Genomic DNA, 26,003 nt, shown 5'->3' with positions numbered 1-26,003 from the left:
TCGAAGGCGCGCATACTGGCGGTCGGGCGCCACGTCGCTGTCGGCGAGAACTTCAGATAGTCGCCGACGGCGATCTGCGATCCGCTGGCCTCCAGGGATTCGACGAGCGCTCGGTATGCCCCCTCTGGCACGATGTCGTCGCCATCCGCGAAGACGATGTAGCGTCCGGTCGCGCGCGCCACCCCTTCATTCCTGGCGGAGCCGCCGCCGCGGTTCGTCGCTCGGACGACCGTCACGCGGGAATCGGCGGCAGCGACTCGCTCGATCAGCTCCGGTGTGCCGTCGTCGGAGTGGTCGTCTACGACGATCACCTCCATATCGACCACGTCCTGAGCGAGGATCGAGCGGATCGTCTCCGAAATCCAGGAGCGCACGTTGTGCGTCGGAACGATGACCGAGAGAGGCCGAGCGTGCCCACCGCTCTTGGCCGTCCCCGCCATCATCGCTCCCCCTCCCTGAGCACCTGGACAGCGTCGCGGATCGGCCCGTCGAAGATCTTCCGTCCGCGGTTGATGACGATCCCGCGTTCGCAGAGCTCCTCCACCATACGGGTGTCGTGGCTGACGACCAGCATGGTCACGCCGCTCTCCGCGAGTTCCTTGATCCGGATCCGACACTTCTCACGGAAGGGTGCGTCGCCGACGGAGAGAACCTCGTCGACGAGGAGGATGTCGAGGTCGACGTGAATCGCCACGGAGAAGGCGAGGCGCATGAACATGCCGGAGGAGTAGTGCTTGACCTCCTGGTCGATGAAGTCCCCGATCTCGGAGAACTCCACGATCTCGTCGAATCGGGCTTCCGTCTGGGCGCGGCTCATCCCGAGGATCGCGGCGTTGAGGAACACGTTCTCGCGACCCGTGAGGTCGGGGTGGAACCCCGCACCGACCTCGATGAGCCCGGCGACCCGGCCGCGGGTCAGCACGATGCCCTCGTCCGGCTCGAGCACGCCGGACACCAGTTTCAGCGACGTGGACTTGCCCGACCCGTTGAAACCGAGGACGGCGACCGACTCGCCTTCGCCGACCTGGAAGGTGACGTCGTCAAGGGCGGTGAAGGTGTCGGCGCGGACCCGTCGACCGCGCATCCAGCCGACGAACGCCTCCTTGAACGAATGCGAGTTGCGCTTCAGGAACCGCTTCGTCACGTGATCGACGATGATGCTGGGCGTGGACTGGGTGAGAACTTCGATCTGCGGCATCAGAGGTCCTGCGCAAACGTGCGCTCGTAGTGACGGAAGACGGCCTGTCCGACGATCAGGAAGACGCTCGTGATCGCGATCGCGCACAGAGCAGCCCAGGAGAAGTACTCCGGAAGCCCCTGAGGCTCGACGACCGTCGGCTCCCAGAACCCGACATGGAAGAGTTCCACCGCGATCGTGATCGGATTGGCGGTGTACAGGAACGATGCCCACGGATAGTTCCGCAACGCTTCGGCGATGAGGATCCAGCTGTACAGCACCGGAGAGGTCCAGGTGGAGAACATCTTGATGAGATCGACGAAGTTCTGCGCGTCGCGATAGCGCACGTTCAGCCCGCTGAAGAGAAGGCCGAGACCGAGAGCGAAGGCTAGGATGAGGAGGAACCCGAGCACGACGCCGACCAGGCCGGCTACGGTCGGAACCCAGCCGATGAGCAGGCAGACGACCACGAGGATGGCGAGCTGCGGGAGGAAGTGGATCACCGAGCCCACGATCGCTGCCACGGGGAAGAGCTCCCGAGGCATGTAGATCTTCCGCACGAGGGCGCGATTGTCCACGATCGAGTTCGTCGCGTTGCCGAAGGCTTCATTGAAGAGATTCACCACCACGATCCCGCTGAACAGATAGACCGCGAAGTTGTCTACGCGGTGGTTCTGGAGCACGATGCCCATGATGAAGTAGTAGATGACGAACTGCGACGCCGGTTTGACGTAGGACCATATCCAGCCGAGGGTCGAGTTCCGATACCGCGTCGCTGTTCCCTTGCGGATCAGTACCCGGAGCAGATAGTTCCACCGGAAGACGTCGAGGAGACCGCTTCCACGGCCCGGGCGATCATAGTCCGCGACATCGACAAACGTTCCTGCCAATTGCAGTCCTCTCGAGGGGTGGGCTCGGCGACCGGGCTTGTCGCGGGCAACCCGGATATCCTACTCAGCCGACCTGAGAGGTCCGTCCGTGCGCTGCAGCCCGGTGGGCCGCGAGCGGGAGCACGTCGTCCAGAAGCCGGCGAGCGCGTGCATCGAAAGAATGCTCTGCGGCGATCCGGGAACCCGCCGCCGCGAGGTCCGACGCCGAGGGCCAGATCGTCGATCCCGGCGCGAGCAGCTGCTGCAGTTCCGCGCGGTCCCGATAGGTATGTACCTGATCGCCGAAGACCTCCCGCATCCCGGGGACGTCGTCGCTGACGATGCGTGCCCCCGTCGCCGCCGCGTCGAAGAGCCGATTGGAGAGGAAGCCGCCGCGCCGCATGTCGACCCAGTGGTCGTTGAGGACGACGCGCGCGCTCGCGTAGGCCGCAGGCAGCTCGGCGTTCGGCAGGATCAGGCCACGCACGTGGCTTACGGGGATGTACTGCTCCCAGCCGTCGTCGCCGTAGACCTCGACGTCCTCAGCGACCTGCACCGCGTCGAGCACGACCGGCCGCCGCTCTCCCCGCGTGCGGCCGACGAAGAGCACGCCGCCGTCGCGCGGTCTGTCCTGCGACGGACGGAAGCGCGAGGGGTCGGTCGCCTGCAGCAGCGGGCTGATGGCGACGCCGGAGCGCCGTCCCTGCTCCGCCGCCCACTGGGGCCCCGCGGCGTACACCGCGTCCCATCCCTCGTTGAGCTCATCCACGGTCACCTTGTCCGGGTGCGAGATCACCCAGAGGAGGTTGACGGCGTCCGGCTGAGGCGTGAACCGGTGCAGGCCGCGCAGGGTCAGCGTGACGTCGTCCCATCCGCTGCTCGCGGGTCGCTGCCAGGAGCTCGTTCGATCGACGACCACGTCTTGGCCGAGACGCCGCAGAGCTGCCGCCAGATCATCGGCATAGAACGTGTCACCCCAGCGGTCACCCAGGATCGTGCCGGGGCTCGAGGTCTTGAGGGCCCACCGAAGACGGGGAGTGCGCTCGTTCGTCTGCAGCGGCGTCACGACACGTTCGATCTGCCATTCGGGCTCGCGCAGCGGGAATCCTCGCTGCTCTCCCCACCTCACCTCGGCGACCCGCAACGGTCCGCCATCCAACACCGAGCGGTCGTCCAGCTCGGTGAGGAGCTCTTCCCTCCACACCTGCGAGAAACGCCGGCGGTTGGGCAGGACATGGGCGAACCGCCCCGCCGTCTTGCTCTCGAGATGAAGGACGGTCGACGTCGGCACAACACGCAGAGGACGGGCCGTATACGCCTTCAGTCGGAGACAGAGATCGACATCCTCCATCCCGTTGACGTATTCCGCATCGAAGCCGCCCAGTTCGAGGTAATCGGCCCTGTGCACGGCCATGCACGCGGCGGTGACCGCGGAGAAGGAGTAAGAGGCGACGTGCGGCGGCACGTCGGTCGGGTGGAATCCTGTGAGCAGGTGTCGGGGAGTCGCGAGCCCGCCCGCGAACACCGTCCCAGCGGATTGGACCGTGCGGTCCGCGAAGAGCAGCAGCGGCTGCGCCGCAGCGGCGTCGGCGAGCGCGGCCGCCAGTCCGTCGAACCACCCCGGCTGCACGACGGTGTCGTTGTTGAGGAACACGACCGTCTCCGATGTCGCGATCCGAGCTCCCACATCGCTCGCCACAGCGAAGTCGGCATTCGCCGGCAACCGGACGTACTGCACGTACGGATCCCCGAGAAACGCCTGGCGCAGAATCGCCCCGACAGGGCGGCGCGAACCGTTGTCGATGACGATGACCCCGGCCGTGCTCGTCGCGCGCACCGCTCGCACGGCGTCCACGGTCATCCGCCAGTCCTCGAACGTCGGTATCACGACCGTAGCCGTCACCGACGACGGCAGCGTACAGTCGGCCGCCTGGTGGTGTCGCTTTCGCGCGCTGTTGGCGCCCGCACGATTCGCGAAGACGGAACCGTCGTAACGGCGCGCCCAGAACCGATCCCCCTCCAGCACGATGCCGTCGCCTTCGATCGCGAGCCGCGCGACCGCATCGGCGTTCACCCCATAGTCCAGGGCAGGATCGGGAGAGATGCGGTCAGCGCGGAAGACGATCCCGGCGGCATCGAGGCGGGAGTTCCACAGGGCCCCGTCGAGATCCCCCCAGTTCTGAGGAGCGAACGGTGTGTACGCACCGACGGCTGACGCCTCGGGATGCACGTCCAACGCCCGTGACACGTCCGCCAGGCCGCCCGGCTTCCACTGCTGTCCCGGCCTCCAGAGCGTCCAGCCGGAGAAACCGCCCTCTTCGACGATCGCGGCGGCGACAGCACCGAACGGCTGCCCGAGTGCCGACGAGCGGAAGTGGAACCGCTCCTCGTCGAAAATCGTGCGGAGGGGCGGCGTGTGCCCGTCGTCTGCGTCGCACACGACGACGATCTCTCGGAACTCGGCATCCTGCGTTCGTGCCAGCCCACGCAGATCCTCGTAGTGCGCCTCTGTTACCAGGTGACGACCGTCCACGATCACGACGACCTGGGTGTTCTCCCCGCCGCGCAGAGACAGCCGCCTTCCGGCTCGAGCCTCGGGGAGGCCTTGCTGGGCGGCGAGCGTGGTGCTCTTCATCGCTCCCACCGTCACGCGCCCACCACCCACCGGTTCGATCTCGTCGCTGTCGGCGAGTCGAAGCAACTCGGCGAGGGGACGGCTGCTCGCGTCGGCGGGCGTAGTCTGTGTCCGCTCACCCCCGAGAACATACGAGAAGAGCTGGTTGAAGGTGCGAGTTCCGCGCGCCTGCGCGCGGTCGTGAGCGCTGTGCCACTCGGGCTCGAAGGCCCAGTTCGGCGTGCGTCCCGCCGTCTCCCCGTCCACCAGATAGTCATCGAGGGCCGCACGCCACGTGAGGAAGGGACGATCGCCGGCGTAACCCTCTGCGTCGAACATCTCCGCCTCGTGGATGCGCGCGACGACGTGAGCGGCGTCCGTGAGGACGGTCCGCAGCCGCCCCCAGCTCCCGCCTGATAGCACCGGAGCCGCGTCCTGTTCGGAGCGGGGCGCGCGGAGGAACTCGGCGACATCAGCAAGATGCGAGAGCTTTCTGTTCTCCCGCAGGCTTTCGCCGTTGATTAGTCCGCCGATCGCCCCGAACTGCGGCAGCGCGTTCGCCTCGGTCGCGAACGCGCGGAGCTCGTCTCGGAGCGTGACGGCAGCGTCCATGGACGCGCGCACCATCGGCCGATGCAGGAACGGGTGCGGCACCACGCCCTCTCGCCACCCATCCGCGAGGTAGTGCTCAGCGGCGGCCAGGTCGTCGTCGAAGCGGACGCCCACCAGGGCTCCGTAGTATTCGCGAGACGTGATGCGCTCCGGAAACGCGAGATCCGCCCGTTCAATGTCCGTTTCGCGCGCAGCGAGCTTCCGCTTCCATAGGGCCATTGGCCTCATCCCATCGACATCCGCCTCATCGACGGAACCAGCTACTCGTTCTCAGCCTATTCGCATCGGGGTCCGGTGCCCGGCATCTTCGACGCCGCGCAGCGGCCCTACTTGACGCCGAGCGCTGTGCAGGTCGCGGGGGCAAGCACGGTGACCGCGGTCCCGGCGGGCGGCGCAGACGGGGCAAATCGGCCGCCTGCAGCGACCAAAGTGACGTTGTTGCACGACACGGAGGTCGTCAGCGCGGGCCGGCGTTCGAATGAATACAGCGCGGCGGTGGACTCGAGGCGCGAGGTCTTCGCCAGGCCGAATGCCGCGGCCATGTCCCAGGTCGGCAGGTGGATGAGCGTGAGCCCGTCAACGAGGTACACCTCCGACGTGCCGTCGGCGCGCACGAGCGTTCCCGCCTGCATGTAGGGGGCGCCCGCCACGAACGCGCTCGCTGTTCCGACACGCAGCTGCGTCACTTTCGGATAGACGCCGCCCGCGAGCGAACGCACCTGCCCGACGGACGCGACGTGTCGAGTCGTCCCCGCGGTCACGTGCAACACCGCAGCGGAGCCGGCGAAGCGCACGAAGGCCTCGGTCGCGACCTGTGCTCCGGAGAGGTTGAGCCGGCCACAGGTCGGTGCGTCCAGTGCGGTCGCAGCCATGCCGGTCGTGTTCCCTCGCATGAGGACGCTGAGGCCGGAACCCGAGGGCATATACGTTTGCCCGGCGCAGGTGAAGACCGCACCGAGCACGCCCTTCTTGTAGCCGTTCAGCGCCGAGGCCGGGACGGTCGCCTTCGTGCGGTTGAGGCCGAGGTCCTGGGCCAGATCCCAGGAGGGGAGATGCAGCAGCCGCGCGTCCTGCGTCGCAAGGTACACCTCCGACGTTCCGGACGCGGTGACGAACTGCCCGGGCGCGAACTGCATACGAGAACTCAAGGTGAACTTCGCGCGCGAGGCGGGAGCCATCACGGCGGCGTAGGGATCGACCTTCCCGCCGTTCGCCGCGAGGCGGGCCGCAGCGTCGTACAGCGGGATGAGAGTCTTGCCCGAGATCAGGTGCACCGTGCCGCCGTGAGCGACCCGCGCGAACGGAGTCATCTCCGGCCCGGCGCCGATCCGCGCGAAATCACTATCGGTCATCTGCACGAGGCTTTTGCAGGCACCGCCCCACGCCGCGACGAGGTCGCACGTCGGGAACCGGTGGGTCTTGCCACCGTCGAAGTAGGCGATGACCCCGGTCGACATGTTCCGCACGAAACGGGATGTCGTGCCGCCATCGGCATACTGCGACACAGAGGCGACGGTGCGGAACGCGCCGAACTTGGCTTCGTACTCGGGCCAGTCATCCGGCCTGACGTGGTACCGGACCCCTGCGCTGACGAAGAAGATGTCCTCGCCGACCCGGAGGTTCTCACCACGCGAGCCCTGCGTCGAGCCGAACCAGTCGGTGAAGTAGTTGTAGAAGTTGCGATTGCCATAGCTCGAGCACGAGTCACCCGTGCCGTAGCCGGCGCGCATGGCGGCCGCGTTGGGCTGGTACGGGGTGTAGTAATACAGGGCTTCCGTCGCCTTATTCGCGATGTAGACCGGTCCGGTGCCACACCGCTCACGGTCCGGGTGGTACTGGATCTGCCAGGTCTTGCCCGCCTGGTACCACTGGAAGTAGCGGCCCTCCATGTAGATCTGCATCTGCCGCGCGGCGCCGTAAATCTGGTGGAAGAACCCGACGAACTTGGGGTCACATGGCGCGGTATCGGGGCACGCCTGACCGAGCGCGGCGTCGTAGCGCCATTTGCTCGGCCATGTGTGCGTGATGAGCCCCTGCTCCTTCTGAAGCATCACGATCAGCACCTGTGCGTTTATGCTGCATGACTGCGCGACCCGGTGGATGATCCGGGCCGCCGACTCGCCCTTGGCACCTGTGTACCCCTTGCAGTAGACGTCTGCAGGTCGATTCACCGAATCGGATTTGTAATCTTTCAGACAGGTGTATCCGGCCTGGCAGGTCTTGACCTTCGAGTTGAAGAACGACTGGATCTGAGCCTCGGTCATCGTGGTCTTGTCGGTGAAGACCGCGTCGCTGATGATGTTGCCTGGGTCGAACCCCGCGAGCGATGTCTTGACCGGCCCACTGACAGTCGTCGCAGCGACCCCAGCTACAGGCGCCGACGCTGCCGCAGCGGGCACTGCGGCACCAAGGACGAGACCAAGAATCGCGAGGACGGTCGTCGCGTGTCTGGTCCATCGAGATACGTGCGGACCACCGGGTCGACGAAGATGCATGTGAATAGTGTGACGGAAGTTGCGCGATGATGCCACCGAGGCGGTATATCGGCGGGTTTCACACGGCGTGTCGCGATTGCTCGCGGCTGATTCTCAGAGTTCGGCGTGCAGCGACCATACCCGTTCCGCGGAGCTCGCCCACGAGAACGCCCGGGCCCGGTCAGAGGCCAACACCGCCAACCGCTCGCGCCCTGCCCCAAGCGCGTCAACGAGAACCTCAGATAGATCCTGGGCGCCCACCACGGCGCCCCCGTCTGCGATCACATCGCGATGCACGCCGAAATCGACCGCAACCACTGGCACGCCCAGCGCCATCGCCTCGATCAATCGCCAGGGCCAGCGCGTTGCCGTCGATGTGCCGACGACAGCGCCTGCGGCGGAGATCACCGCCGCGCGAGCGACATCGTCAAGCGCCCCCCTGACGTGGAGCCGGTGTGCAGGCAGACCAGCAACGGCTGCCAGCTCGATGAGCGCTGTCTCCGATCCCTCTTCGGCATCCAGCACCACCGCATCCGCTCCCGCGCGCGCAGCCGCGCGGAACCCGTCCGCGAACGACTCGCCGTCGCCCGTGATCACGACGTAACGCTCCGGCAGCTGGACCTCAGCGCGCAGCGCCGCAGCATCCCCCGGCTCACCGAAGCCGTTCGGAGCAGCCCCCGCGATCACCCGGATCCGATCGCCGAGCGGAGCGATCTCACCCAATCGCTCGGCCATGGAGTGCGACGGCACGACCACGGCATCCGCGTGCTTCACCGCCCTCTTGAGCATCGCCCGCTGCCATACGACGTTCGTCTTCGGCATGGTCTCCGGCGTTTCCCAGGCGCACAGGTCCCACAGCGTGACCGTCGTCTGGTCGTGGTCGTGCAGACGATCGTGACGCACCAGCGGAGCCAGGAGCGTCGGTGAGTGGATAAGCCCCCCTCCGACTCCCGCGGCGATGCCCATCTGCCAGGCCGCGGCGAGCTCCCGACGCGCCAACGGCAGGGTGCGCACCTCGTGTACTCCCGCCAGCGCGACCTCAGTGCCACTCGGTGCGATCGCCGACACCACGCAGCCGCGCGGCGCCGTGCGAATCAGGCCATCGGTGAGCGCCGCGCCCGCTCTCGCCAGGTCGGCATCGACGCCGACCTGATCGAACACGACGCGCAGCTGAACACTCATGGCGTCAGCCTAACCGCGGGTTCCTGGGCGTCCCCGGTAGCGGCATGCTTGAATGCTCCCGTGACCGAGAACCCCGCGCCTCGAACCCGACGCCGACCCCGTCGCTGGGTCGTCTGGGCGGCTGTCGTCGTGGCTGCCGTCCTGCTGCTCGCCGCCGCTTGGGTGCTCGCCCGGGGGGCGGCGGCCGCGGGAGAACTGCAGAAGCTCGAGAAGACGGCCTCCGGGCTGCGCACGGCCGTCGCGTCGGGTGACCTCGACGGAGCAGCACGCGACGCGCAGGCGCTCTCCCAGCACGCACGCTCCGCCCGAGATCTGACCGGCGATCCGGTCTGGCGCGCTGCCGAGATCGTCCCCTGGGCCGGGCCGAACCTCAGCGCGGCGCGTGAGGCGTCTCAGATCGCCGCCGACATCGCCCACGGCGCGGTCCCGCCCCTTCTCACCGCCGTGAAGAGCATCGATCCGGCTCGGATCACGATCACCGACGGAACGATCGATGTCGCGCTCATCGCCGAAGCTCAGAAGCCCCTCGCCGACGCCACCGACGTCCTGACAACAGCGGCAGCACGCGCGGATCGCATCGATGGCGGGGCGACGATCCCCCGTATCGCCGAGGCGGTCGGCCAGCTGCGCGGCGTCGTCCACGAGTCTCTCGACATCGTCGAGGCCTTGCATTCCTCCGCCGTGCTGATCCCGCCGATGCTGGGCGTCGACGAACCCCGAACCTACGTCGTGGCGATGCTGAACAACGCAGAGCTGCGCTCTGCCGGTGGCATAGCGGGTGCGTTCGCTCTCATCCGGGCCGACGGCGGATCCCTCAGCATCATCGGTCAGGCGTCGACGAGCGATTTCCCGCCGCTCGAGACCCCACTGCAGCTGAGCCCGGCGACGGTGGCGCTCTTCGATGAGCGGCCGGGTCGGCACATGCAGAATCTCACCAGCATCCCGGACTTCGGGGAGGCGGCACCGGCGATGGCCTCACGCTGGCAGGAGAGGTTCGGTGATCAGATCGACGGCGTCATCGCGATCGATGCGGTGGTCGCCCGTCACCTGCTCGCGGCGACCGGCCCGCAGACGGTCGGGCCGTTCACGATGAACGCCGACAACGTGTTGACCGTGCTGCTGTCAGATGTCTATCGCCGATACTCCGATCCTCGAGAGCAGGATGCGGTGTTCGCGCAGACAGCCGCCGTCCTGTTCGACGCCGCGCTGCGCGCCGACGATCCTGCCGCGTTGATCGGTGCCCTCGGCACCTCCGTCGCCGAGGATCGCGTCCGCATCTGGAGCGCCCGTGACTCCGAGGAGCGAATCCTGGCGGCGTCCGCTGTGGGTGGCGGCATCCCCTCGGATGCCGCAGGAGCGCCGGTCGTCGGCGTGCTGCTGAACGACACCAGCGGCAGCAAGATGGACGTGTACGCGCACGCTGAGATATCGACCCGCACCGGCGTGTGCGATGGCGTGCCCACAACCCGCGTACAGGTGACCTGGACGAACGGGGTTCCCGCTAACATCGTCCCCACCCTGCCGCCGTACGTCTCGGCCGACGGGTGGTTCGGCGTGGCCCCTGGCGACACCCGCACACTCGTCGCGGTGTACGGACCGGCCGGTGCCGCGGTCTCCCGCTACGACCGCGACGGCGCGCAGGAACCGGTGCAGACCACGCAGCTCGAAGGTCGGGTGGCGGTGCAGCACAGCGTGACCCTCCCTCCGGGCGCGTCGTCCACGATCACCGTCGACTTCATCGGCGAAGGGGCCGGCGAGGCCGGCACTGTCGTGAAGCACACGCCGATGGCGACGGACGTCGAGATCACGACTGCCTCGCTGCGCTGCGGTTCGTGACTTTCCATCTCGCTCGCGGTAACGTCATCTCACTGGGGAATACCGAGCCTGACATTTCGCCGTGGGGGCGGAAGGGTTCGACGCGTTCGATGGCTGGGGAGCTGATCGACGCGATTCCGCATGAGTCCACTGGGGAGAATCATGCTGAAGAAGAAGGTGGCAGCCATCGGCCTCGTCGTGGCTGCCCTCACACTGTCGTTTCCGTCGGTCGCCTCGGCCGCCGAGTCCGACTCATATGCCGGCAACCCGTCCGTGCGCGTGCAGGACGCAGCGATCAAGTCCTGCCAGCGATCGCAGGTGATGTTCGATGCGGGCTACTTCTCACCCGGATCGCCGGTGTCGGTCGGCGTCGCCGGACCTGCGGCTGACCGGGTATCCACATCCGGTGACACCGCGGCCGCTGACGGAAGTCTCGTCTTTTCGTTTCAGCCGGTGGCTGGACAGGCCGGCGTCTACACCGTCACGTTCACTGGCACGGCACCTTCGGCTCAGACTGCGCGTGCTGTGACGGTGCCGCGCACATACAGCGCCGTCATCAGCGTGACGAGTGATGGCAGCTGCCGGGCACCCGCTTCCGTCGCTGCGGTTGGGGCGCCCGCCGACTCCGCGCTGGCAGCGACGGGCGGAGCCCCGTCACCCTGGCTGCTCGGTGGCGGGGCGCTCGCCCTTGTCGCCGGCGGCACGCTGGTGGGCGTAGGCGCGTCTCGTCGGTCGCGACGGGGATGACAGCCGCTGGGCCGGAACCCGAACACACCTCCGGCCCGGCCGCGTGCTCACTCCTGCGGTGCCAGCTCGAGCAGACCGTGCTCCTCGATGAGCTCCAGCGACAGCACCCGGTATCCCTCGGCGTCGAAGAACACCGTCATCCGATCCTCCTCCACCGACATCACGGTGCCGGGGCCCCATTCCCGGTGCCGAACGGCGTCGTCGACCTCGAAACCGGCATCCGCCCCACCCTCGATCTCGTCCCCGCCACCGTCCGCCACCCCCGCCGCGCAGGTGTCGCAGTTGCCGCACGGCCCCTCCAGCTCGTCGCCGAAGTACCCGAGCAGAACCTGCCTGCGGCAGCGGCGCGTCTCGGCGTACGAGCGCATCATCTCGATCCGGGACTGATCGATGCGCTCGCGCTCCTCGACCCGCTCCAGTGCATCCGAGACCGCCGTCCTGACGTCACGAGTGAGCAGCCGCACGCCGCTGCGGCCGATCCGCACGTGCCCGGTGTCCGACAGCAGTGCGAGCAGAGCGGTCACGCGCCGGGCCGAGAGACCCGATTCCTCCGCCAGCTCTGCCCGCTTGCGGGGGCCGCCCTCGAGGGCGCGCAGCAGCCGACGGATCTCGCCGCCGGCGGGCTTGCGCCCGGCGAAGTACTTCCGCAGGGCCAGGTCCTCGGGGCGGAAGTGCAGGGTGGCCTGAGCGGCTTCGCCGTCACGTCCGGCGCGTCCGACCTCCTGGTAGTACGCGTCGACCGATTCCGGGGCGTCGGCGTGCACCACGAAGCGCACGTTGGGCTTGTCGATGCCCATCCCGAAGGCGGAGGTCGCGACCACGACGTCGAGCCGGTCGCCGAGCAGATCCTCGTGCACCTGGCCCCGCGCCGTTCCCGACATGCCCGCATGGTAGGCGGCCGCGCGCAGCCCGCGCTCCTGCAGCCGCTCGGCGTACTGCTCGGTGTCGCGTCGTGTCGCGGTGTAGACCAGGCCGGGCTTGGGCAGCGCGACCACCTCGTCCTCCACCGCCGATCGCTTGTCGCCATCGTGGGTGTGCCGTCGCACCGCGAGCGCGATCTCGGGCCGGTCCAACTCGCCGATGCTCTCGAACGGATCGCGCAGGCCGAGCCGCCGCGAGATCTCCGCCCGCACGGGCGTGGACGCCGTCGCCGTCAGCGCCATGATCGGCGGGCGCCCGAGGCGCTCCGCCGCCGCGCCGATCATGAGATAGTCCGGCCGGAAGTCATGCCCCCACGACGCGATGCAGTGCGCCTCGTCGACGACGAGCAGCGACACCTCCAGCTCCGCGAGCGCCGCCAGCACGTCATCCTTGGCGAGCTGCTCCGGCGCGAGCAGCACGAACTCCGCGCGACCGGTGCGCAGCATCCGCCACGCCTCGCGCGTGCGGCGCGCACCCCCGGCCGAGTTCAGCGCCACCGCCGCAGGCGCGTCGGGTGCGTTCTCGATCCCGACCAGCTGATCCTCCTGCAGGGCGATCAGCGGCGACACGACGACCGTCACGCCCTCGCGCAGCGTCGCGGCGATCTGGTACATCACCGACTTGCCGTACCCGGTCGCGAGCACGCCGAGCACGTCGCGTCCGTCGATGGCCGCCTCGATCGCATCCCGCTGCGCGGGCTTGAGCTGGTCGATGCCGAAGGACTCGCGGGCGACGCGGTCGATGTCGTCTGGGATCACCCGTTCATTGGATCGCAGGATGCTCGTCGATGCGACGGGGTTGCGTGAGGAGGCGGCACGGCCTAGGCCCTTCGACAGGCTCAGGGACCCAGAAGGAGCAGGCTCGGGGTCCTTCGACAGGCTCAGAGCCCCAGACCCCTCAGGGGCTGGGGGTCGGCGTCGGCGTCGGCGGGTGCAGCGCGGCGTCGACCATCTGGCGGACGAGCGTGTAGTCGGGCTCGGCCTCCACGATGCCGTTGTCTGGCGTGAGCTCGATCTGGGCGACCGGCTGTCCCTTGGCCTTCTTGACGAGATCGAAGAACTCGGGCAGCTTGCTCGTGGGCAGATCGGTCTGCACGAGCTCTGTCCCCGCCGCGGCGATCTCGTTGAAACGGGTCAGGACGGTCTGCGGGGTGAACTGCTGCAGGATCGCCACCTGCAGCTCGCGCTGCCGCTTCATCCGGTCGAAATCGCTCGTCGTGTACCGCGACCGGGCGTACCACTGCGCCGTGTCACCGTCCATGTGCTGCGGCCCCGGCTCGATCCAGCCGATCGCCCAATCCGCGGCCGGCTGGCCGGGGTACGCCGGCCCGCCACCCTTGGGCAGACGCTCCGCGACCGTGATGTCTACCCCGCCGAGCGCATCGATGAGCGCGGCGAAGGCATCCATGTCGACGAAGACGTAGTACGGGATCTCGATGCCGAGGATCCCCTCTGCGGCATCCTTCGTCGCCTCGATCGCCGGCGTCGAATCGTGCGCGGCGGCGTCGGGATAGATCGACTTCCCGCCGTCCTTGCGGCATTCCTCGACCGCGTTGGTGAGCTGGTTGACACCCGCACCCCAGCCGCACTGGAGGTCGTCGTGGCCCTCGAAGTAGTTGCGGTAGTCGTAGCCGACCAGCTCTGGGTCGCGCATCGGGCTGTCCTCCGCGAACGGGAACTCCCTCATGTCGCGGGGGATGCCGGTGATCGTCACGGCTCCCGAGTCGGCGTTCACCGAGACCACCGAGATGCTGTCGAACCGCATCGAGTCGCGCCCGTCGCCGCTGTCGGCGCCGAGCAGCAGGATGTTGTAGTACCCCTCGCTCGGCGGCAGACTCGGCCCGCTGCTGCCGAAGATCGTCGTCAGCGCACCCCGGCTCGAGGCCACGGCGGTGGAGGCGTATACCGCCGACGACGCGGCGAGCGCGAGCACCAGCACGGATGCCACCGCCATCGTCCACCGCGAGAAGCCCGGCACCCGCACCAGACGCACCAGCCGCAGGGTGTCGATGGTCAGCACCACCCACAGGATCGCGTACCCGATCAGCAGCACCTGCACGAACGTCAGCACGAACCAGGACAGCGGCCCGGTGACGAACCACACCAGCGCGTCCTGCGCGAACAGCCCCATTCCCGCGCCGACGATGAGCAGCAGCCAACCCAGCAGGGTGGCTCCCAGCCCGAAGCGCCCCAGACGGCGATTGCCGGCGAGCACCTGCGCCGAGCCGGGGACGAGGGCGTTGAGCACCACGAGCCACCACCCGCGACGGCCCATGACCGTCCCGTCCGACACATCCGGGTATCGCAGGGGCCTCGTCTCGATCAGCGGCCGCCCGCCTCGCGCTGGGGCGTGCGGGACGGCCAGCGTCACAGCGAGTCCTTCAGCCGCTGGTTCTTCTGCTCGACCTGCTGCTCGAGATCGCGCGCGTACGCCTCGACGCGGTCGGCGAGCGCGGCGTCGGACGTGCCGAGGATGCGCGCCGCGAGGATGCCGGCGTTGCGCGCACCGCCGATCGACACGGTCGCGACGGGGATGCCGGCGGGCATCTGCACGATCGACAGCAGCGAGTCCATGCCGTCGAGGTAGGCGAGCGGCACGGGCACGCCGATGACCGGCACGGCGGTGACTGACGCGAGCATGCCGGGAAGGTGCGCCGCTCCCCCTGCCCCGGCGATGATCGCCCTGATGCCGCGGCTGCGCGCCTGGCGGCCGTAGCTCATCAGCTTGTCGGGCGTGCGGTGCGCCGAGACGACCTCGACCTCGTGCGGGATGCCGAAGTCGGTGAGCGCCTGGGAGGCGTCGCTCATCACGCGCCAGTCGGAGTCGGAACCCATGACGACGCCGACGAGGGGCGTGCTCGAGGAGTGCAGTGGCTCAGTCACCATGACAGGCTACGGGGCGGTGTGGGGAGAAGGTCGCAGCGGCACGCGCGCGCTCAGACGAACAGGGCTGCTGCTGCACGGGCGGTGTAGACGACGTCCTCGAGGTCGTCGCCCGAGACGTTCACGTGACCGACCTTGCGGCCGGGACGCGGGGCCTTGCCGTAGGTGTGGATCTTCGCGTCGCGATACTCCTGCATCGCGGGCGCGAAGCGGTCGGCGAGCGAACCCTCGGCGGGTCCGCCGAGGATGTTGATCATCACGGTCCACGGCTGCCGCGGATCGGTGCGGCCCAGCGGCAGGTCGGCGACCGCCCGCAGGTGCTGCTCGAACTGCCCGGTCACCGCGCCGTCCTGGCTCCAGTGCCCGCTGTTGTGCGGGCGCATCGCGAGTTCGTTCACGAGGATGCGGTCGTCGTCGGTCTCGAACAGCTCGACGGCGAGCATGCCCGTCACTCCGATGCCCTCGGCGACACGGCGTCCGATCTGCTCGGCGAGCTCGACCACACGCGCGGTGGTGCCCGGCGCCGGTGCGATGACCTCGGCGCACACCCCGTCGCGCTGCACGGTCTCGACGACCGGGTAGGCGACCATCTCGCCGCTGGGCCGTCGAGCGATCTGCTGTGCCAACTCGCGGCGGAACGACACCAGCTCCTCGGCGAGCAGCGCCTCGCCGCCGGCGGACGCGAACCAGTCGGCGGCGTCCGACCCCGAGCGCACGACGCGCACGCCCTTTCCGTCGTATCCTCCGCGTGGCGTCTTCACGACCGCTCCCCCGCCGTGCTCGTCGATGAACCGCTGCAGCTCGCCCGCGTCGCGCACCGGAGCCCACTCGGGCTGGGGCACGTCGAGTTCGGCGAGACGCGCGCGCATGACCAGCTTGTCCTGCGCGTACTGCAGCGCATCAGGCCCGGGATGCACCTGGATGCCGTCCGCGACGAGCGCGCGGAGCACATCCTGCGGGACGTGCTCGTGATCGAAGGTGATGACGTCGACGTCGCGCGCGAAGGCGCGCACCGTCTCGAGGTCGCGGTAGTCGCCGACGGCGGTCGCCGCCAGCTGCGCCGACATCCCCTCGTCCTCGGCGAGCACCCGGATGTCGAGCCCGATCTCGACCGCCGGAGCGATCATCATCCGAGCCAGCTGTCCTCCGCCGATCACACCCACGCGCACGGTCATGCAGCGCCCCTTTCGTCGTCTCCATTCTCGCGCACTCCGTCGCGAGCGGAAGACGATCGGCGCTCAGTACCCCCGGCTCGCGGACTGCGCGTCACGATGAGCGAGGATCTGATTCACCTCGATCTGATCGGCGAGCACCTCGTGCACGAGGCTCGCCATGGGCACGTTCACCAGCCGCACCGGCTCGTCGGCGCCGTCGCTGAGCGTGATCGTCCCCGCGCCCCACACCCGCTGCAGCGGACCACGGCGGATGCTGATCGAGTAGCCGCGCATGTGCGACACCTCGCGGCGACGGCGTGAGCCGAGCCCCTCGCGCACGATGACCCGGCGGGTGGTGATGGTGAACGTGCGCGAGATCCAGAACAGGAACGGCATCACCACGAGCAGCAGCACGATGATGCCCGCTCCGGCGAGCAGCATCCAGTTCTCGTACCCCTCAGGCAGGTTGTCGTAGAGGTAGGCGGTGACGCCGACGGTGGCGACGAGCAGCGCCGCAGGCCAGAAGAGCCGCCGCGCATGGCTGCGCAGACGCGCCACGAGCAGTTCTTCGGCGGGCGCGCCCGGCGGCGGCATGTTCGGCCGGCCGCCGAGGGTCACGGGCTGTGTCACCCCTCCATTGTGCCCGCGTCGCCCCGGGTACGCGGCAGGCCGCCGGGCGCGTCGGCTCAGGCGAGTCGGGCGTGCACGACATCGCCTGACGCCACCGCCCGCTCGACGCCGGCGGCGTCGACCACGAGGCACCCGTCGTCCTGCAGACGCACGGCGCGACCGCGCAGCGTCTCGCCGTGCGGCATCGTCACCTCGACGTCGCGGCCGAGGCTGAGGCAGCGCCTCTCCGCCTCGTCGTGGAGTCCGGATGCCCGTGCCCCGTCGCGGGCCAGCCCGGCGACCAGGCCGCGCAGGGCTTCCAGGTAGCCGGAGAGCAGCAGGTCGATGTCGGCAGCCGCGCCGAGCGCCGCGAACGACGTGGCGGTCGGCACCGGCAGCTCGGCGGTCGTCATCACGGTGTTCACCCCACTGCCCACGATCACACCGTCCGGGGTGACCTCGGCGAGGATGCCGCAGATCTTGCGCCCGTCGACGAGGACATCATTGGGCCACTTGAAGCCGACATCGTGTGCCGGCAGCTGGGCTGCCACCGCATCCGTCATCGCAACGCCCGCGGCCAGCGCGAGCCAGCCCCACGCATCGGCGTCGGCGGGCAGATCGCGCAGCAGCACCGAGACGGCGAGCGCGGAGCCCGGCGGCGTCGTCCACGTGCGATCCAGACGTCCCCGACCCTCGGTCTGCGCGTCGGTCACCAGGGCGGCGAGATGGCCGAGTCGCTCGCGGGTCAGGCGCTCGCGCATTTCGACGTTGGTGGAGCCGCACGAGTCGAGCACGATGAGCGGGTCGGCGAGCGCACGCGTGCGCGGAAGCTGCATCAGTCGTCGTCCTCATCGGCGCCGTCGCCGCCGTCCGCATCGGATGCCGTCCCACCGGCATCCCTGGCATGCCACTCGTCCCACGTGCGCATGAGGTGCTCGATCGCGCCGTGGAACTTCGCGGTCGCGGCTCCCGGCGCGGTGTCACCGAAGTAGTGCTGCACCCAGGTGCGCAGACGGGCGACGGCCTCGTCGTCAGCGGCGACGCGCTCGACCTCCTCGACGATGCGCGCGGCGCCGTCGACGGTGAGCCATTCGCACGCCGACAGGTACCCCGTGGTGTCGATGGAGGCACGCTCGTCGGCCGGGCGCGTGATCAGCAGCGGCTTGCCCGCGGCGAGCCGGTCGTAGACCATGGCGGAGATGTCGACGACGGCGACGTCTGCCGCGGCCAGCTGCCAGCCGAGCTCGGGACCGTCGTCGTACACGTGCTGGGCGCGCGGGTCGGCGGTGTTGGCCTGGTCGATCGCGGCGAGGATGCGGCGGTGCGCCGCGCCGTAGTCGTGGTCCACGACGCCGCTGCGCGGATGCGGACGGTAGATCACCCGATGCCGGCCCGTGGCGAGCAGCCCGGCGACCAGGGTCTCGCCGTGCGACGCGATCGAGCCGTAGTGCGCCGAGGGACGATCCCCCTCCCACGTCGGCGCGTACAGCACGACCATGCGCTCGTCGGGGGTGTACGGCAGAGTTCCGGAGTAATGGTCGGCCTGCGGCCGACCGATCTCGATCGTGCGCGTGTCGAGGTCGTAGTCCCACAGGGTGCGGCTGAGCCGGTCGCGGGCGGCCTGACCCGCGATCAGGGCGTAGTCGTACGCCTTGTACTGATTGGTGGTCATGTACATCTTGTCGGACTCGCCGTGGTTGATGAACACGTGCCAGCGTCGGCCGTAGCGGAACATCTGGAAGTTGCGGGTGTTCTGGTTCACGTACAGCACGATGCGGATGTCCTGCTCGGCGATGAACCGCTCGAGGTCGCGCACCGTGGGCAGGAAGGCGACCGGAAGCGCGTCCTCCTCGATCAGCCGCTCGGCTCCGGTGGCACTGCGCGAGAGCACGACGACGGGCCAGCGCTTCGCGAGCTCGGCGAGGGGGCGGTACCACTGGCGCATCTGATACATGTTGACCGCGCCGTCGGCGAAGTACACCGCGATGCGGTAGCGACCGGCCGGGTGCGGGCCCTGGGCGGCGAGACGCCGTCGCACACGCTGCACGGCCGAGCGCGAGGTCAGTGCCTTCTGCAGCAGTCGATACGCCTTCTTGCCGTCTGAGACCACACCCATCCCTCCAGGATACCGGGCGGTCGCGAGCGCCCTCAGGCGGAGGGATGCCGGCTGCCGCCCGTTCCGGATGCGGGAGCCGACCTGCGAATCGTCCGCGCCGGCGGAACGAGCGCGCATGACATGATCGACACGTGCAGGATGACGACAGGATCACCTCCGCCGGCGTCTCGTTCGTGATGCCGGTTCTGAACGAGCGCGACTACCTCGAGCACGCAGTGCGCTCGGTTCTCGAGCAGGACATCGACGGTCCCGCCGAGCTCGTGCTGGCGCTCGGACCCTCCAGCGACGGCACCACGGAACTGGCCAGGCGCCTCGCCGATGACGACCCACGGATCATCCTGGTCGACAACCCCGCCGCGCACATCCCCGTGGGTCTGAACGCCGCCATCCGGGCCAGTCGGCATCCCACCATCATCCGCGTCGACGCGCATTCCGAACTCTCCCCCGGGTACGCGCGCCGTGGCCTCGAGACACTCCGGCGCACCGGGGCGGCGAACGTCGGCGGGATCATGCGCGCCGACGGCCGCACCCCGTTCCAGAGCGCGGTGGCGCGGCTGTACAACTCCCCCGTGGGGCTGGGCGGCGGCGCGTACCACGGCAGCGAGCACGAGGGCGAGGCGGAGTCCGCGTACCTCGGGGTGATGCGCCGTGACGTGATCGAGCAGGTGGGCCTGTTCGACGAGACCATCCGCCGTGGTGAGGACTGGGAGCTGAACCTGCGCATCCGCCAGGCCGGTCACCTGGTCTGGTTCGATCCGGCCCTGTCGGTCACCTACTGGCCGCGGGAGAGCTGGTCGCGTCTGGCCCGCCAGTTCCGCGCCACGGGCGCGTGGCGCGGCGAGCTGGTGCGCCGCTTCGGGCGGCGCAACGGACTGCGCTTCTTCGCTCCTCCGGTCCTGGTGCTCGTCAGCGCGACGGCCCTGCTCGTCGGCATCCTGCAGCTCATCGGCGTGCTGCGCGGCGTCGCAGCCGTCATCGCCTCGATGATCTACCTGCCGCTGCTCGCCTACGCGCTGCTGGTCATCGGCGTCGGTCTGATGAGCCCGGGCGGGGTGCGCCGACGGCTGTGGACGATGGCCGTGCTGCCGACCATGCACCTCTCGTGGGGTCTGGGGTTCATCGGCGGCGCCCTGCGCGGTGCGCGCGACATGGTCGACGCGTCGCGGCTCGGGTCGCGCAACACCCCGCTGCCGTAGCGGCCGGCTAGACCGTGAGCCAGCCCTGGTCGAGGATGCGCGAGACGACCCGGTCGGCGGCGTGCCCGTCATCGCGCCGGTTGAACTGCGCGCGCCACGCGGTGTAGCGCTCGCGGTAGGCCTCGGGCACCTCCGGCTCGTCGAGCGCCTGCACGAGCTCGTCCTGACTGTGCACGAGCGGTCCAGGGGCACGCTCGGCGAGATCGAAGTAGAACCCGCGCAGCTCGCCGCGGTAGTGCTGCAGATCGGGCACGAGGAAGAACATCGGCCGGCCGGTGACGCTGAAATCGAACATCACCGACGAGTAGTCGGTGACGAGCACATCGGCGATGAGCAGCAGCCGAGCCGTCTCCGGGTACCCGGTGACGTCGATGACCCTCGCGCCGGCGTGGTCGCGCCCCGGCCGGATGGTTCGCGAGTGACCGCGCACCAGCACGACCGAGTCGGTCTGCTCGGCCAGCAGCTGCGGGTCGACGAAGTCGACCATCTCGGAGCGGTCGTCGCGCCAGGTGGGGGCGTACAGGATGACCCGCTCGTCGGCGCCGATGCCCAGTGCCTCGCGCACCGGCGCCGGGTCTCCGTTCACGAGCACGTCGTTGCGGGGGTACCCCTCGACCCAGATCGGCTTGCCGAAGAACGCGTACGCCTTCTTCAGGATGCGCGCGGCATACGGGTTCTGCGCCAGCAGCACGTCCCAGCGGCGGGACTCCTTGAAGACCGCCGCCATCCGGCGCGGGTCGAACCCGGGCCGGTGCAGCGCGAGGCGCTTGAGGGGCGTGCCGTGCCACGTCTGCAGCACGATCTGCCCCGGCTTGCGCACGAATCTCCGTCGCAGCCAGTCGTTGACCACGAGGATGCGGGACTCCGCGCGGGCGCGCCACCACTCCGGTCCGCCTTCGACGACGGGGATCGCGCCCTCCGGCACCTCCACCGACAGGTCGGTGACGCTCCAGTACCTGATCACCGCCGGCGCGCGCTCGGCGAGCACCCGGTCGATAGCTCGCGGATTGCACCCGGCGGTCTGTCCGTAGAAGCTCTCGAAGAAGACCGCGTTCTCCCCCGCCCCGATCTGCGACGCATACCGCTGCTCGAGCGTGCGCTGCCCCTCCGGGGTCTCGTAGATGGGGGCGACGGGCGCCGCGATCACGGCATCCGCGCCGCGCACCTCGATGCGCAGCCCCGGCAGCAGGGTGGGCTCGATCTCGACCCCGTCGAGATCGACGCCGTCCACCGTCAGCCGGTACGCGCCGGCGGGCAGCGGGAGCGCCGCCCCTCCCCAGCGCGACGCCTGCAGCGGCAGGGTCGCCTTCCACGTCTTCCCGCCCCCGGTGAGCCGGCCGGCGACGTGGGCACGCGGCCCCACCAGGGTGGCGGATGCCGGTCGAGCGCCGGCGCCTGAGACGATCAGCGTCTGGTTCTGCTCATCGATGCGAGCCGTGGTCATCGTGCTCCCTTCGGCGCGGGGATGCCGCGCGCGCGGATGGCCTGGTACACGCGGCGGGTGTTCTGCCCGTCGCGATGCGCGTGCATGTGCGCGCTGAGCTCAGCCGCGCGCGCGGAGCGCTCAGCCCTGACCGCGTCGTCCGAGAGCACGGCGTCGAGCTGAGCGAGAGCCGCCGGCCAGTCGGTCGCGTGATCGTCGCCCGCGACGTCGGAATACCGCCCGTAGAAGCCGCGCTCGCGGGCGTACTGCTCGGCATCCGGCGCGAGGTACACGACCGGCGTCGCCAGCAGACCCACGTCGTAGGCCATCGACGAATAGTCGGTGATGAGCACATCCACGCGCGGCAGCGCCGGTGTGACATCGGCGAGCAGGTCGGAGTTCAGCATCCGCACCCGTCCGCTCGACCACGGCGGCGCGTACGCGCCCGCGCCCAGCGGATGCGACCGGATGAACAGGATGGCATCGTGCGTCTCGAGCAGTCGGACGATCTCGACCCACTGCGCGGCGGTCGGCACCGCCGGGTCGGGAGCGCCGTCGCGCCAGGTGGGGGCGTACAGCAGCACCCGCTGTCCCGTGAGCACCGGACCGGTGCGGGTGAGCAGGGTCGTCGCCGTCGCGCGTCGCTGGGCGGCGGAGCCGAGGGAGAGCACGTCGACGCGCGGTTCGCCGGTCACGACGACCCGGTCATCACCGAGACCGAACGCCGACTCCAATCGGCCACGCGAGCGGTGGGATGCGGCCGGCAGCACCTGGATGCGCTGCGCCGCACCGCGGTACATCGCCGTCAGCAGGCGCCGCAGCAGGGCTGCACCGGGAATCCCCGGCGGCACCTGGGCGGTGATCGGAGAGTCCAGCCCGATGCGCTTGAGCGGGATGCCGTGCCACAGCTGCACGACGAAGGCGCTGCTGCTGCCGTACCTGTTCACGTCGCCGAGCCCGTGCGTGACGACGACCACGCCGGCGCGGATCGTCGCCCACCAGCCGCGGATGCCGTCGCGCGGGACGGTGCGGATGCCCAGCGCCCTGGCGTCGTCGGCATCCCGCGGCGAGCGCGCGAGCCACAGCACCGGGTGCCCGGCGTGCGCGGCGACGCGGTACAGAGCGAGGGCGCCGTCGCCGACGCCGGCTCCGCAGCCGAACACCCACGTGTCGCCGCGCGGGATCAGCAGCGCCGCGATGCGCCCTGCGGCATACAGCGGCATCCGGAGCAGCTTCGCCGCGTTGCCGGAGCCGAATGAGAAGGACGCCACCTCGCGAGCCTATCGCGGGGTGACGTCCTTCTCGGGGAGTCGGCTGGCAGAGCTCAGAGCTTGAGCTCGCCCAGCGTCACCTTCGCCTCGTAGGTCTTTCCGGAGCGGACGTAGCTCAGCGTCGCGTCACTGCCGGCGGCTGCCGCGCGCACCTGGGCGGTGAGGTCACTGGCGCCGGTGATCGGCACGCCGTTGAACTGGGTGACGACGTCGCCGCGCTGCAGACCGGCCTCGTCCGCCGCGCCGCCGGGGGTCGGGGTGTCGATCACGGCTCCCGCGACGGACGCGCCCTGCACGCTCGACGCGTCGCGCACCGTGGCGCCGAGCAGCCCGTGGGTGGCCGCGCCGTCGGCGATGATCTCGTCGGCGACGCGCTGCGCGATGTTCGAGGGGATCGCGAAGCCGAGACCGATGGATCCGGCCTCGCTCGACGCCGACGATCCGCCCGCGGTCGCGATCGCGACGTTGATGCCGATCAGGCTTCCCTTGCTGTCGACGAGTGCGCCACCGGAGTTGCCGGGGTTGATGGCCGCGTCGGTCTGGATGACGGCGATCGAGATGGACTGCTTCGCCTGCTGCTGGCCCATGCCGGGGATGTCGAACTGGAACGGGTTTCCGCTGCCGCCCTCCTCGCCCTCGCTGTCGGGCTGCGCCGAGCTGTCGGGAAGCGCCGACGAGGCGACCTCGATGCTGCGGTTCAGGGCACTGACGATTCCCGTGGTGACCGAGTTCGACAGCCCGAGCGGTGCACCCACCGCGACGGCGGTGTCGCCGACGTTGAGCTTGCTCGAATCGGCCATCTCGATCGGCGTGAGATCCTCCGCCCCCTCCAGCTTGATGACGGCGAGGTCGTAGACGGGGTCGGTGCCGACGACGCTCGCCTGGAAGATACGACCGTCGGAGGTGGTGACGCGGATGGCCGGGTCGGCCACGGCACCGCCGAGGGTGACGACGTGCGTGTTGGTCAGCACGTGGCCCTCCTTGTCGAGGATGACCCCCGACCCGCTGCCGGACTCGCTGGAGCCGGCGACCTCGATCGTGACCACCGAGGGCAGCACCTCGCTGGCGATGGCCGTGGTCTCGTTGACCGACCCGGGGTTGTTGACGGTGACGCTCTGCGGGCCCGTCGCCGACTGCGAGGCGGGCCGGTCGAACACCGCCGTGCCGATGGCGCTGCCGCCGAACCCGGCGACGCCCCCCACGAGGGCTGCGGCGAGGATGAGTCCGGCGACCTTCACCGGTCCCCCGCTCTTGCGCTGCTCGGTGCTGTGGGCGCCGCCCTGTGCGGGGGATCCGGCCGGGTCCGCGACGAGGGTCGGGTCGAGGCTGAGCGTGGGCTGCTCGGACGGCGCGGGTGCCCCTGTGGCGTACGGCGGCCGGGACATCCCGTGCTGCGAAGGACCGTACGGGGCGCCGCTCGGCGGGGTGCTTGTCGGCTGCGGCGGGGCGGCGGGCCCGAAGGTCGCGCCGGGCTGGGGCGGTGTGCCGTACGGCGAGCCCTGCTGCGGCGACGCGGGGGCCTGCCAACGCTCCTGCTCGGAGCCGAAGCGCGAAGGCACATGCTGCCCGGGCGTCGACGACGGCGGGGTGGGAGCCGAGGCCTCGGGGTTCGAGGGCTGGTCGGGGGTGCTGTTGTCGTTCATCTTCTGCTCCTTCTCAATGCCCTATCAGAGTGACAACCGAGTCTGTGCGTTTCGTATGCCGCCGATGACATTCGCCTATGGTCTTAGCCTGTTCTGCATGGATTTCTTACCAGGAGCGTGGCGCCGCACCGCCGCCGGAGCCGGTCTGCTCTCCCCGGACGGCAGGGTTGCCCCCACCATCTTCGCGGAGATGTCGGCCGCCGCGGCGCGAACCGAGTCGGTGAATCTCGGCCAGGGCTTCCCCGACGAAGACGGTCCGGCCGCGGTGCTGGAGGCGGCGCGGGATGCCATCGCGCAGGGCGCGAACCAGTATCCGCCCGGCCGCGGCATCCCGGATCTGCTCGCCGCGATCAGCGAGCACCAGCGCCGCTTCTACGGACTCGATGTCGATCCCGACACCGAGATCCTGGTGACGGCCGGCGCAACCGAGGCGCTGACCGCCACTCTGCTCGCGCTCATCGACGGCCCCGACGACGAGGTCGTCGTCTTCGAGCCGTACTACGACTCGTACGCGGCCGCGGTCGCGCTGGCGGGTGCCCGGCTGCGCACTGTTCCGCTGCGCAGGCCCGACTTCCAACCCGATCTCGATGAACTGGCCGCGGTCGTCGGCGAGCGCACGCGGCTGATCCTCGTCAACGATCCGCACAATCCCACCGGCGCGGTGTTCACTCCCGAGGTGCAGGCGGAGCTCGTGCGTCTGGCCACCCTGCACGACGCGGTGATCGTCACCGACGAGGTGTACGAGCATCTCTCCTTCCATTCGCCCCACGTGCCGATCGCGACTCTGCCCGGCGCTGCCGAGCGCACCCTCACGATCTCATCGGCGGGCAAGACGTTCTCGACGACGGGTTGGAAGATCGGCTGGGTGCACGGACCGGCGGCCCTGATCACGGCGGTCCTCACCGTCAAGCAGTTCCTCACCTACGTCAACGGCTCGGCGTTCCAACCCGCGATCGCCGTCGGGCTGCGCCTGCCTGACGCGTACTTCCATGACGCGGCCGCGACGATGCGGCGCAAGCACCGCCTGCTCGGCGACGCCCTGCGGGCTGCGGGCTTCGACGTGTTCGCCCCGCAGGGCGGGTATTTCACCGTCGCGGATGCCACGGCGCTGGGTGGTGCGGACGCGGCCGCGTTCTGCCGTGCGCTGCCGGAGCGCGTGGGGGTCGCGGCGATCCCGATCAGCGCGTTCGTCACGCCCGAGAATCAGCAGCCGTACGCCGGCCTGGTGCGCTTCGCCGCCTGCAAGCGCGTCGAGGTGCTCGAGGAGGCCGGTCGCCGGCTGTCCGGACTGCGCTGAC

19 protein-coding genes and 1 pseudogene are annotated in these 26,003 nt (G+C 69.5%); 4 read left to right on the top strand and 16 right to left on the bottom strand.

Annotation, left to right across the window (positions count from 1 at the left end; genetic code table 11):
* Nucleotides 1–23: 23 nt before the first annotated feature.
* The 6 genes and pseudogenes from AB0O65_RS03950 to AB0O65_RS03925 all read right to left on the bottom strand — a co-directional run.
* A pseudogene (locus tag AB0O65_RS03950) lies at nucleotides 24–440 on the bottom strand (glycosyltransferase family 2 protein); the annotation flags it as partial.
* The gene (locus AB0O65_RS03945) at nucleotides 440–1,198 is read right to left on the bottom strand and encodes an ABC transporter ATP-binding protein (protein ID WP_363383219.1); all 759 of its coding nucleotides are present in this window, start codon (nucleotides 1,196–1,198) and stop codon (nucleotides 440–442) included. The gene AB0O65_RS03945 and the pseudogene AB0O65_RS03950, both read right to left, overlap by 1 nt.
* Nucleotides 1,198–2,067 (bottom strand): ABC transporter permease, encoded by an 870-nt coding sequence (locus AB0O65_RS03940; RefSeq protein WP_363383217.1) that lies wholly within the window; start codon nucleotides 2,065–2,067, stop codon nucleotides 1,198–1,200. Before AB0O65_RS03940 ends, AB0O65_RS03945 begins: the two co-directional genes overlap by 1 nt.
* Before the next feature lie 64 nt (nucleotides 2,068–2,131).
* Nucleotides 2,132–5,386 (bottom strand): glycosyltransferase, encoded by a 3,255-nt coding sequence (locus tag AB0O65_RS03935; protein ID WP_363383215.1) that lies wholly within the window; start codon nucleotides 5,384–5,386, stop codon nucleotides 2,132–2,134.
* Between the two features lie 212 nt (nucleotides 5,387–5,598).
* Nucleotides 5,599–7,767, bottom strand: coding sequence for a hypothetical protein (locus AB0O65_RS03930; protein ID WP_363383213.1), 2,169 nt, complete (start codon nucleotides 7,765–7,767; stop codon nucleotides 5,599–5,601).
* A gap of 93 nt (nucleotides 7,768–7,860) precedes the next feature.
* The gene (locus AB0O65_RS03925; RefSeq protein ID WP_363383211.1) at nucleotides 7,861–8,928 is read right to left on the bottom strand and encodes a glycosyltransferase; all 1,068 of its coding nucleotides are present in this window, start codon (nucleotides 8,926–8,928) and stop codon (nucleotides 7,861–7,863) included.
* 60 nt (nucleotides 8,929–8,988) lie between these two features.
* Here AB0O65_RS03925 and AB0O65_RS03920 point away from each other — a divergent pair, with 60 nt between their 5' ends.
* Both AB0O65_RS03920 and AB0O65_RS03915 read left to right on the top strand, forming a co-directional pair.
* The gene (locus AB0O65_RS03920) at nucleotides 8,989–10,764 is read left to right on the top strand and encodes a DUF4012 domain-containing protein (protein ID WP_363383209.1); all 1,776 of its coding nucleotides are present in this window, start codon (nucleotides 8,989–8,991) and stop codon (nucleotides 10,762–10,764) included.
* A 141-nt stretch (nucleotides 10,765–10,905) separates the two neighbouring features.
* Nucleotides 10,906–11,490 (top strand): hypothetical protein, encoded by a 585-nt coding sequence (locus tag AB0O65_RS03915; RefSeq protein ID WP_363383207.1) that lies wholly within the window; start codon nucleotides 10,906–10,908, stop codon nucleotides 11,488–11,490.
* Nucleotides 11,491–11,537: 47 nt separating this feature from the next.
* Here AB0O65_RS03915 and AB0O65_RS03910 read toward each other — a convergent pair whose 3' ends face one another.
* The 7 genes from AB0O65_RS03910 to AB0O65_RS03880 form a co-directional block, all read right to left on the bottom strand.
* Nucleotides 11,538–13,169 (bottom strand): RecQ family ATP-dependent DNA helicase, encoded by a 1,632-nt coding sequence (locus AB0O65_RS03910; protein ID WP_363383205.1) that lies wholly within the window; start codon nucleotides 13,167–13,169, stop codon nucleotides 11,538–11,540.
* A 139-nt stretch (nucleotides 13,170–13,308) separates the two neighbouring features.
* Complete coding sequence (locus AB0O65_RS03905; protein ID WP_363383534.1) at nucleotides 13,309–14,685, bottom strand: LCP family protein; 1,377 nt, start codon at nucleotides 14,683–14,685, stop codon at nucleotides 13,309–13,311.
* A 92-nt stretch (nucleotides 14,686–14,777) separates the two neighbouring features.
* Complete coding sequence (gene purE / locus AB0O65_RS03900; protein ID WP_363383532.1) at nucleotides 14,778–15,245, bottom strand: 5-(carboxyamino)imidazole ribonucleotide mutase; 468 nt, start codon at nucleotides 15,243–15,245, stop codon at nucleotides 14,778–14,780.
* A 101-nt stretch (nucleotides 15,246–15,346) separates the two neighbouring features.
* Nucleotides 15,347–16,468 carry a 5-(carboxyamino)imidazole ribonucleotide synthase gene (locus AB0O65_RS03895; protein WP_191711867.1) on the bottom strand — a complete coding sequence of 374 codons (1,122 nt, stop codon included), beginning with the start codon at nucleotides 16,466–16,468 and terminating at the stop codon, nucleotides 15,347–15,349.
* A 63-nt stretch (nucleotides 16,469–16,531) separates the two neighbouring features.
* Nucleotides 16,532–17,077, bottom strand: coding sequence for a PH domain-containing protein (locus AB0O65_RS03890; protein WP_071643990.1), 546 nt, complete (start codon nucleotides 17,075–17,077; stop codon nucleotides 16,532–16,534).
* 56 nt (nucleotides 17,078–17,133) lie between these two features.
* Nucleotides 17,134–17,892 (bottom strand): biotin--[acetyl-CoA-carboxylase] ligase, encoded by a 759-nt coding sequence (locus tag AB0O65_RS03885; protein WP_363383203.1) that lies wholly within the window; start codon nucleotides 17,890–17,892, stop codon nucleotides 17,134–17,136.
* On the bottom strand, nucleotides 17,892–19,172 hold the full coding sequence (locus tag AB0O65_RS03880) for a CDP-glycerol glycerophosphotransferase family protein (RefSeq protein ID WP_071643994.1): 1,281 nt from the start codon (nucleotides 19,170–19,172) through the stop codon (nucleotides 17,892–17,894). The genes AB0O65_RS03885 and AB0O65_RS03880 overlap by 1 nt, the downstream gene beginning before the upstream one ends.
* Nucleotides 19,173–19,348: 176 nt before the next feature.
* On the opposite strand from AB0O65_RS03880, the gene AB0O65_RS03875 reads away from it, so the two are divergent.
* Complete coding sequence (locus tag AB0O65_RS03875) at nucleotides 19,349–20,368, top strand: glycosyltransferase family 2 protein (protein ID WP_363383530.1); 1,020 nt, start codon at nucleotides 19,349–19,351, stop codon at nucleotides 20,366–20,368.
* Nucleotides 20,369–20,375: 7 nt separating this feature from the next.
* Here the strand turns inward: AB0O65_RS03875 and AB0O65_RS03870 are convergent, their stop codons facing one another.
* From AB0O65_RS03870 to AB0O65_RS03860, 3 genes are read right to left on the bottom strand one after another with little or no spacing between them, the layout of a single operon-like run.
* Nucleotides 20,376–21,812: a CDP-glycerol glycerophosphotransferase family protein gene (locus AB0O65_RS03870; RefSeq protein ID WP_363383200.1), complete on the bottom strand. Its 1,437-nt coding sequence runs from the start codon at nucleotides 21,810–21,812 to the stop codon at nucleotides 20,376–20,378.
* The gene (locus AB0O65_RS03865) at nucleotides 21,809–23,062 is read right to left on the bottom strand and encodes a CDP-glycerol glycerophosphotransferase family protein (RefSeq protein WP_363383197.1); all 1,254 of its coding nucleotides are present in this window, start codon (nucleotides 23,060–23,062) and stop codon (nucleotides 21,809–21,811) included. The genes AB0O65_RS03870 and AB0O65_RS03865 overlap by 4 nt, the downstream gene beginning before the upstream one ends.
* Nucleotides 23,063–23,115: 53 nt before the next feature.
* Entirely contained in the window at nucleotides 23,116–24,705 is a 1,590-nt protein-coding gene (locus AB0O65_RS03860; RefSeq protein ID WP_363383194.1) for a trypsin-like peptidase domain-containing protein, read from the bottom strand.
* A 97-nt stretch (nucleotides 24,706–24,802) separates the two neighbouring features.
* Here AB0O65_RS03860 and AB0O65_RS03855 point away from each other — a divergent pair, with 97 nt between their 5' ends.
* On the top strand, nucleotides 24,803–26,002 hold the full coding sequence (locus tag AB0O65_RS03855) for an aminotransferase class I/II-fold pyridoxal phosphate-dependent enzyme (protein ID WP_363383192.1): 1,200 nt from the start codon (nucleotides 24,803–24,805) through the stop codon (nucleotides 26,000–26,002).
* Nucleotide 26,003: the final 1 nt, after the last annotated feature.

The organism is Microbacterium sp. NPDC077391 (genome assembly GCF_040686955.1).
Classification (GTDB): domain Bacteria; phylum Actinomycetota; class Actinomycetes; order Actinomycetales; family Microbacteriaceae; genus Microbacterium; species Microbacterium commune.
This window is presented reverse-complemented; position numbering and strand designations above follow the sequence as displayed.

Bases quoted from the DNA above. Each gene is read 5' to 3' on its own strand.
- AB0O65_RS03945 (WP_363383219.1), bottom strand. From the start codon at position 1,198: ATGCCGCAGATCGAAGTTCTCACCCAGTCCACGCCCAGCATCATCGTC.
- AB0O65_RS03930 (WP_363383213.1), bottom strand. From the start codon at position 7,767: ATGCATCTTCGTCGACCCGGTGGTCCGCACGTATCTCGATGGACCAGA.
- AB0O65_RS03925 (WP_363383211.1), bottom strand. From the start codon at position 8,928: ATGAGTGTTCAGCTGCGCGTCGTGTTCGATCAGGTCGGCGTCGATGCC.
- AB0O65_RS03915 (WP_363383207.1), top strand. From the start codon at position 10,906: ATGCTGAAGAAGAAGGTGGCAGCCATCGGCCTCGTCGTGGCTGCCCTC.
- AB0O65_RS03905 (WP_363383534.1), bottom strand. From the start codon at position 14,685: ATGGGCCGTCGCGGGTGGTGGCTCGTGGTGCTCAACGCCCTCGTCCCC.
- purE (WP_363383532.1), bottom strand. From the start codon at position 15,245: ATGGGTTCCGACTCCGACTGGCGCGTGATGAGCGACGCCTCCCAGGCG.
- AB0O65_RS03895 (WP_191711867.1), bottom strand. From the start codon at position 16,468: ATGACCGTGCGCGTGGGTGTGATCGGCGGAGGACAGCTGGCTCGGATG.
- AB0O65_RS03885 (WP_363383203.1), bottom strand. From the start codon at position 17,892: ATGCAGCTTCCGCGCACGCGTGCGCTCGCCGACCCGCTCATCGTGCTC.
- AB0O65_RS03880 (WP_071643994.1), bottom strand. From the start codon at position 19,172: ATGGGTGTGGTCTCAGACGGCAAGAAGGCGTATCGACTGCTGCAGAAG.
- AB0O65_RS03875 (WP_363383530.1), top strand. From the start codon at position 19,349: ATGCCGGTTCTGAACGAGCGCGACTACCTCGAGCACGCAGTGCGCTCG.
- AB0O65_RS03870 (WP_363383200.1), bottom strand. From the start codon at position 21,812: ATGACCACGGCTCGCATCGATGAGCAGAACCAGACGCTGATCGTCTCA.
- AB0O65_RS03860 (WP_363383194.1), bottom strand. From the start codon at position 24,705: ATGAACGACAACAGCACCCCCGACCAGCCCTCGAACCCCGAGGCCTCG.
- AB0O65_RS03855 (WP_363383192.1), top strand. From the start codon at position 24,803: ATGGATTTCTTACCAGGAGCGTGGCGCCGCACCGCCGCCGGAGCCGGT.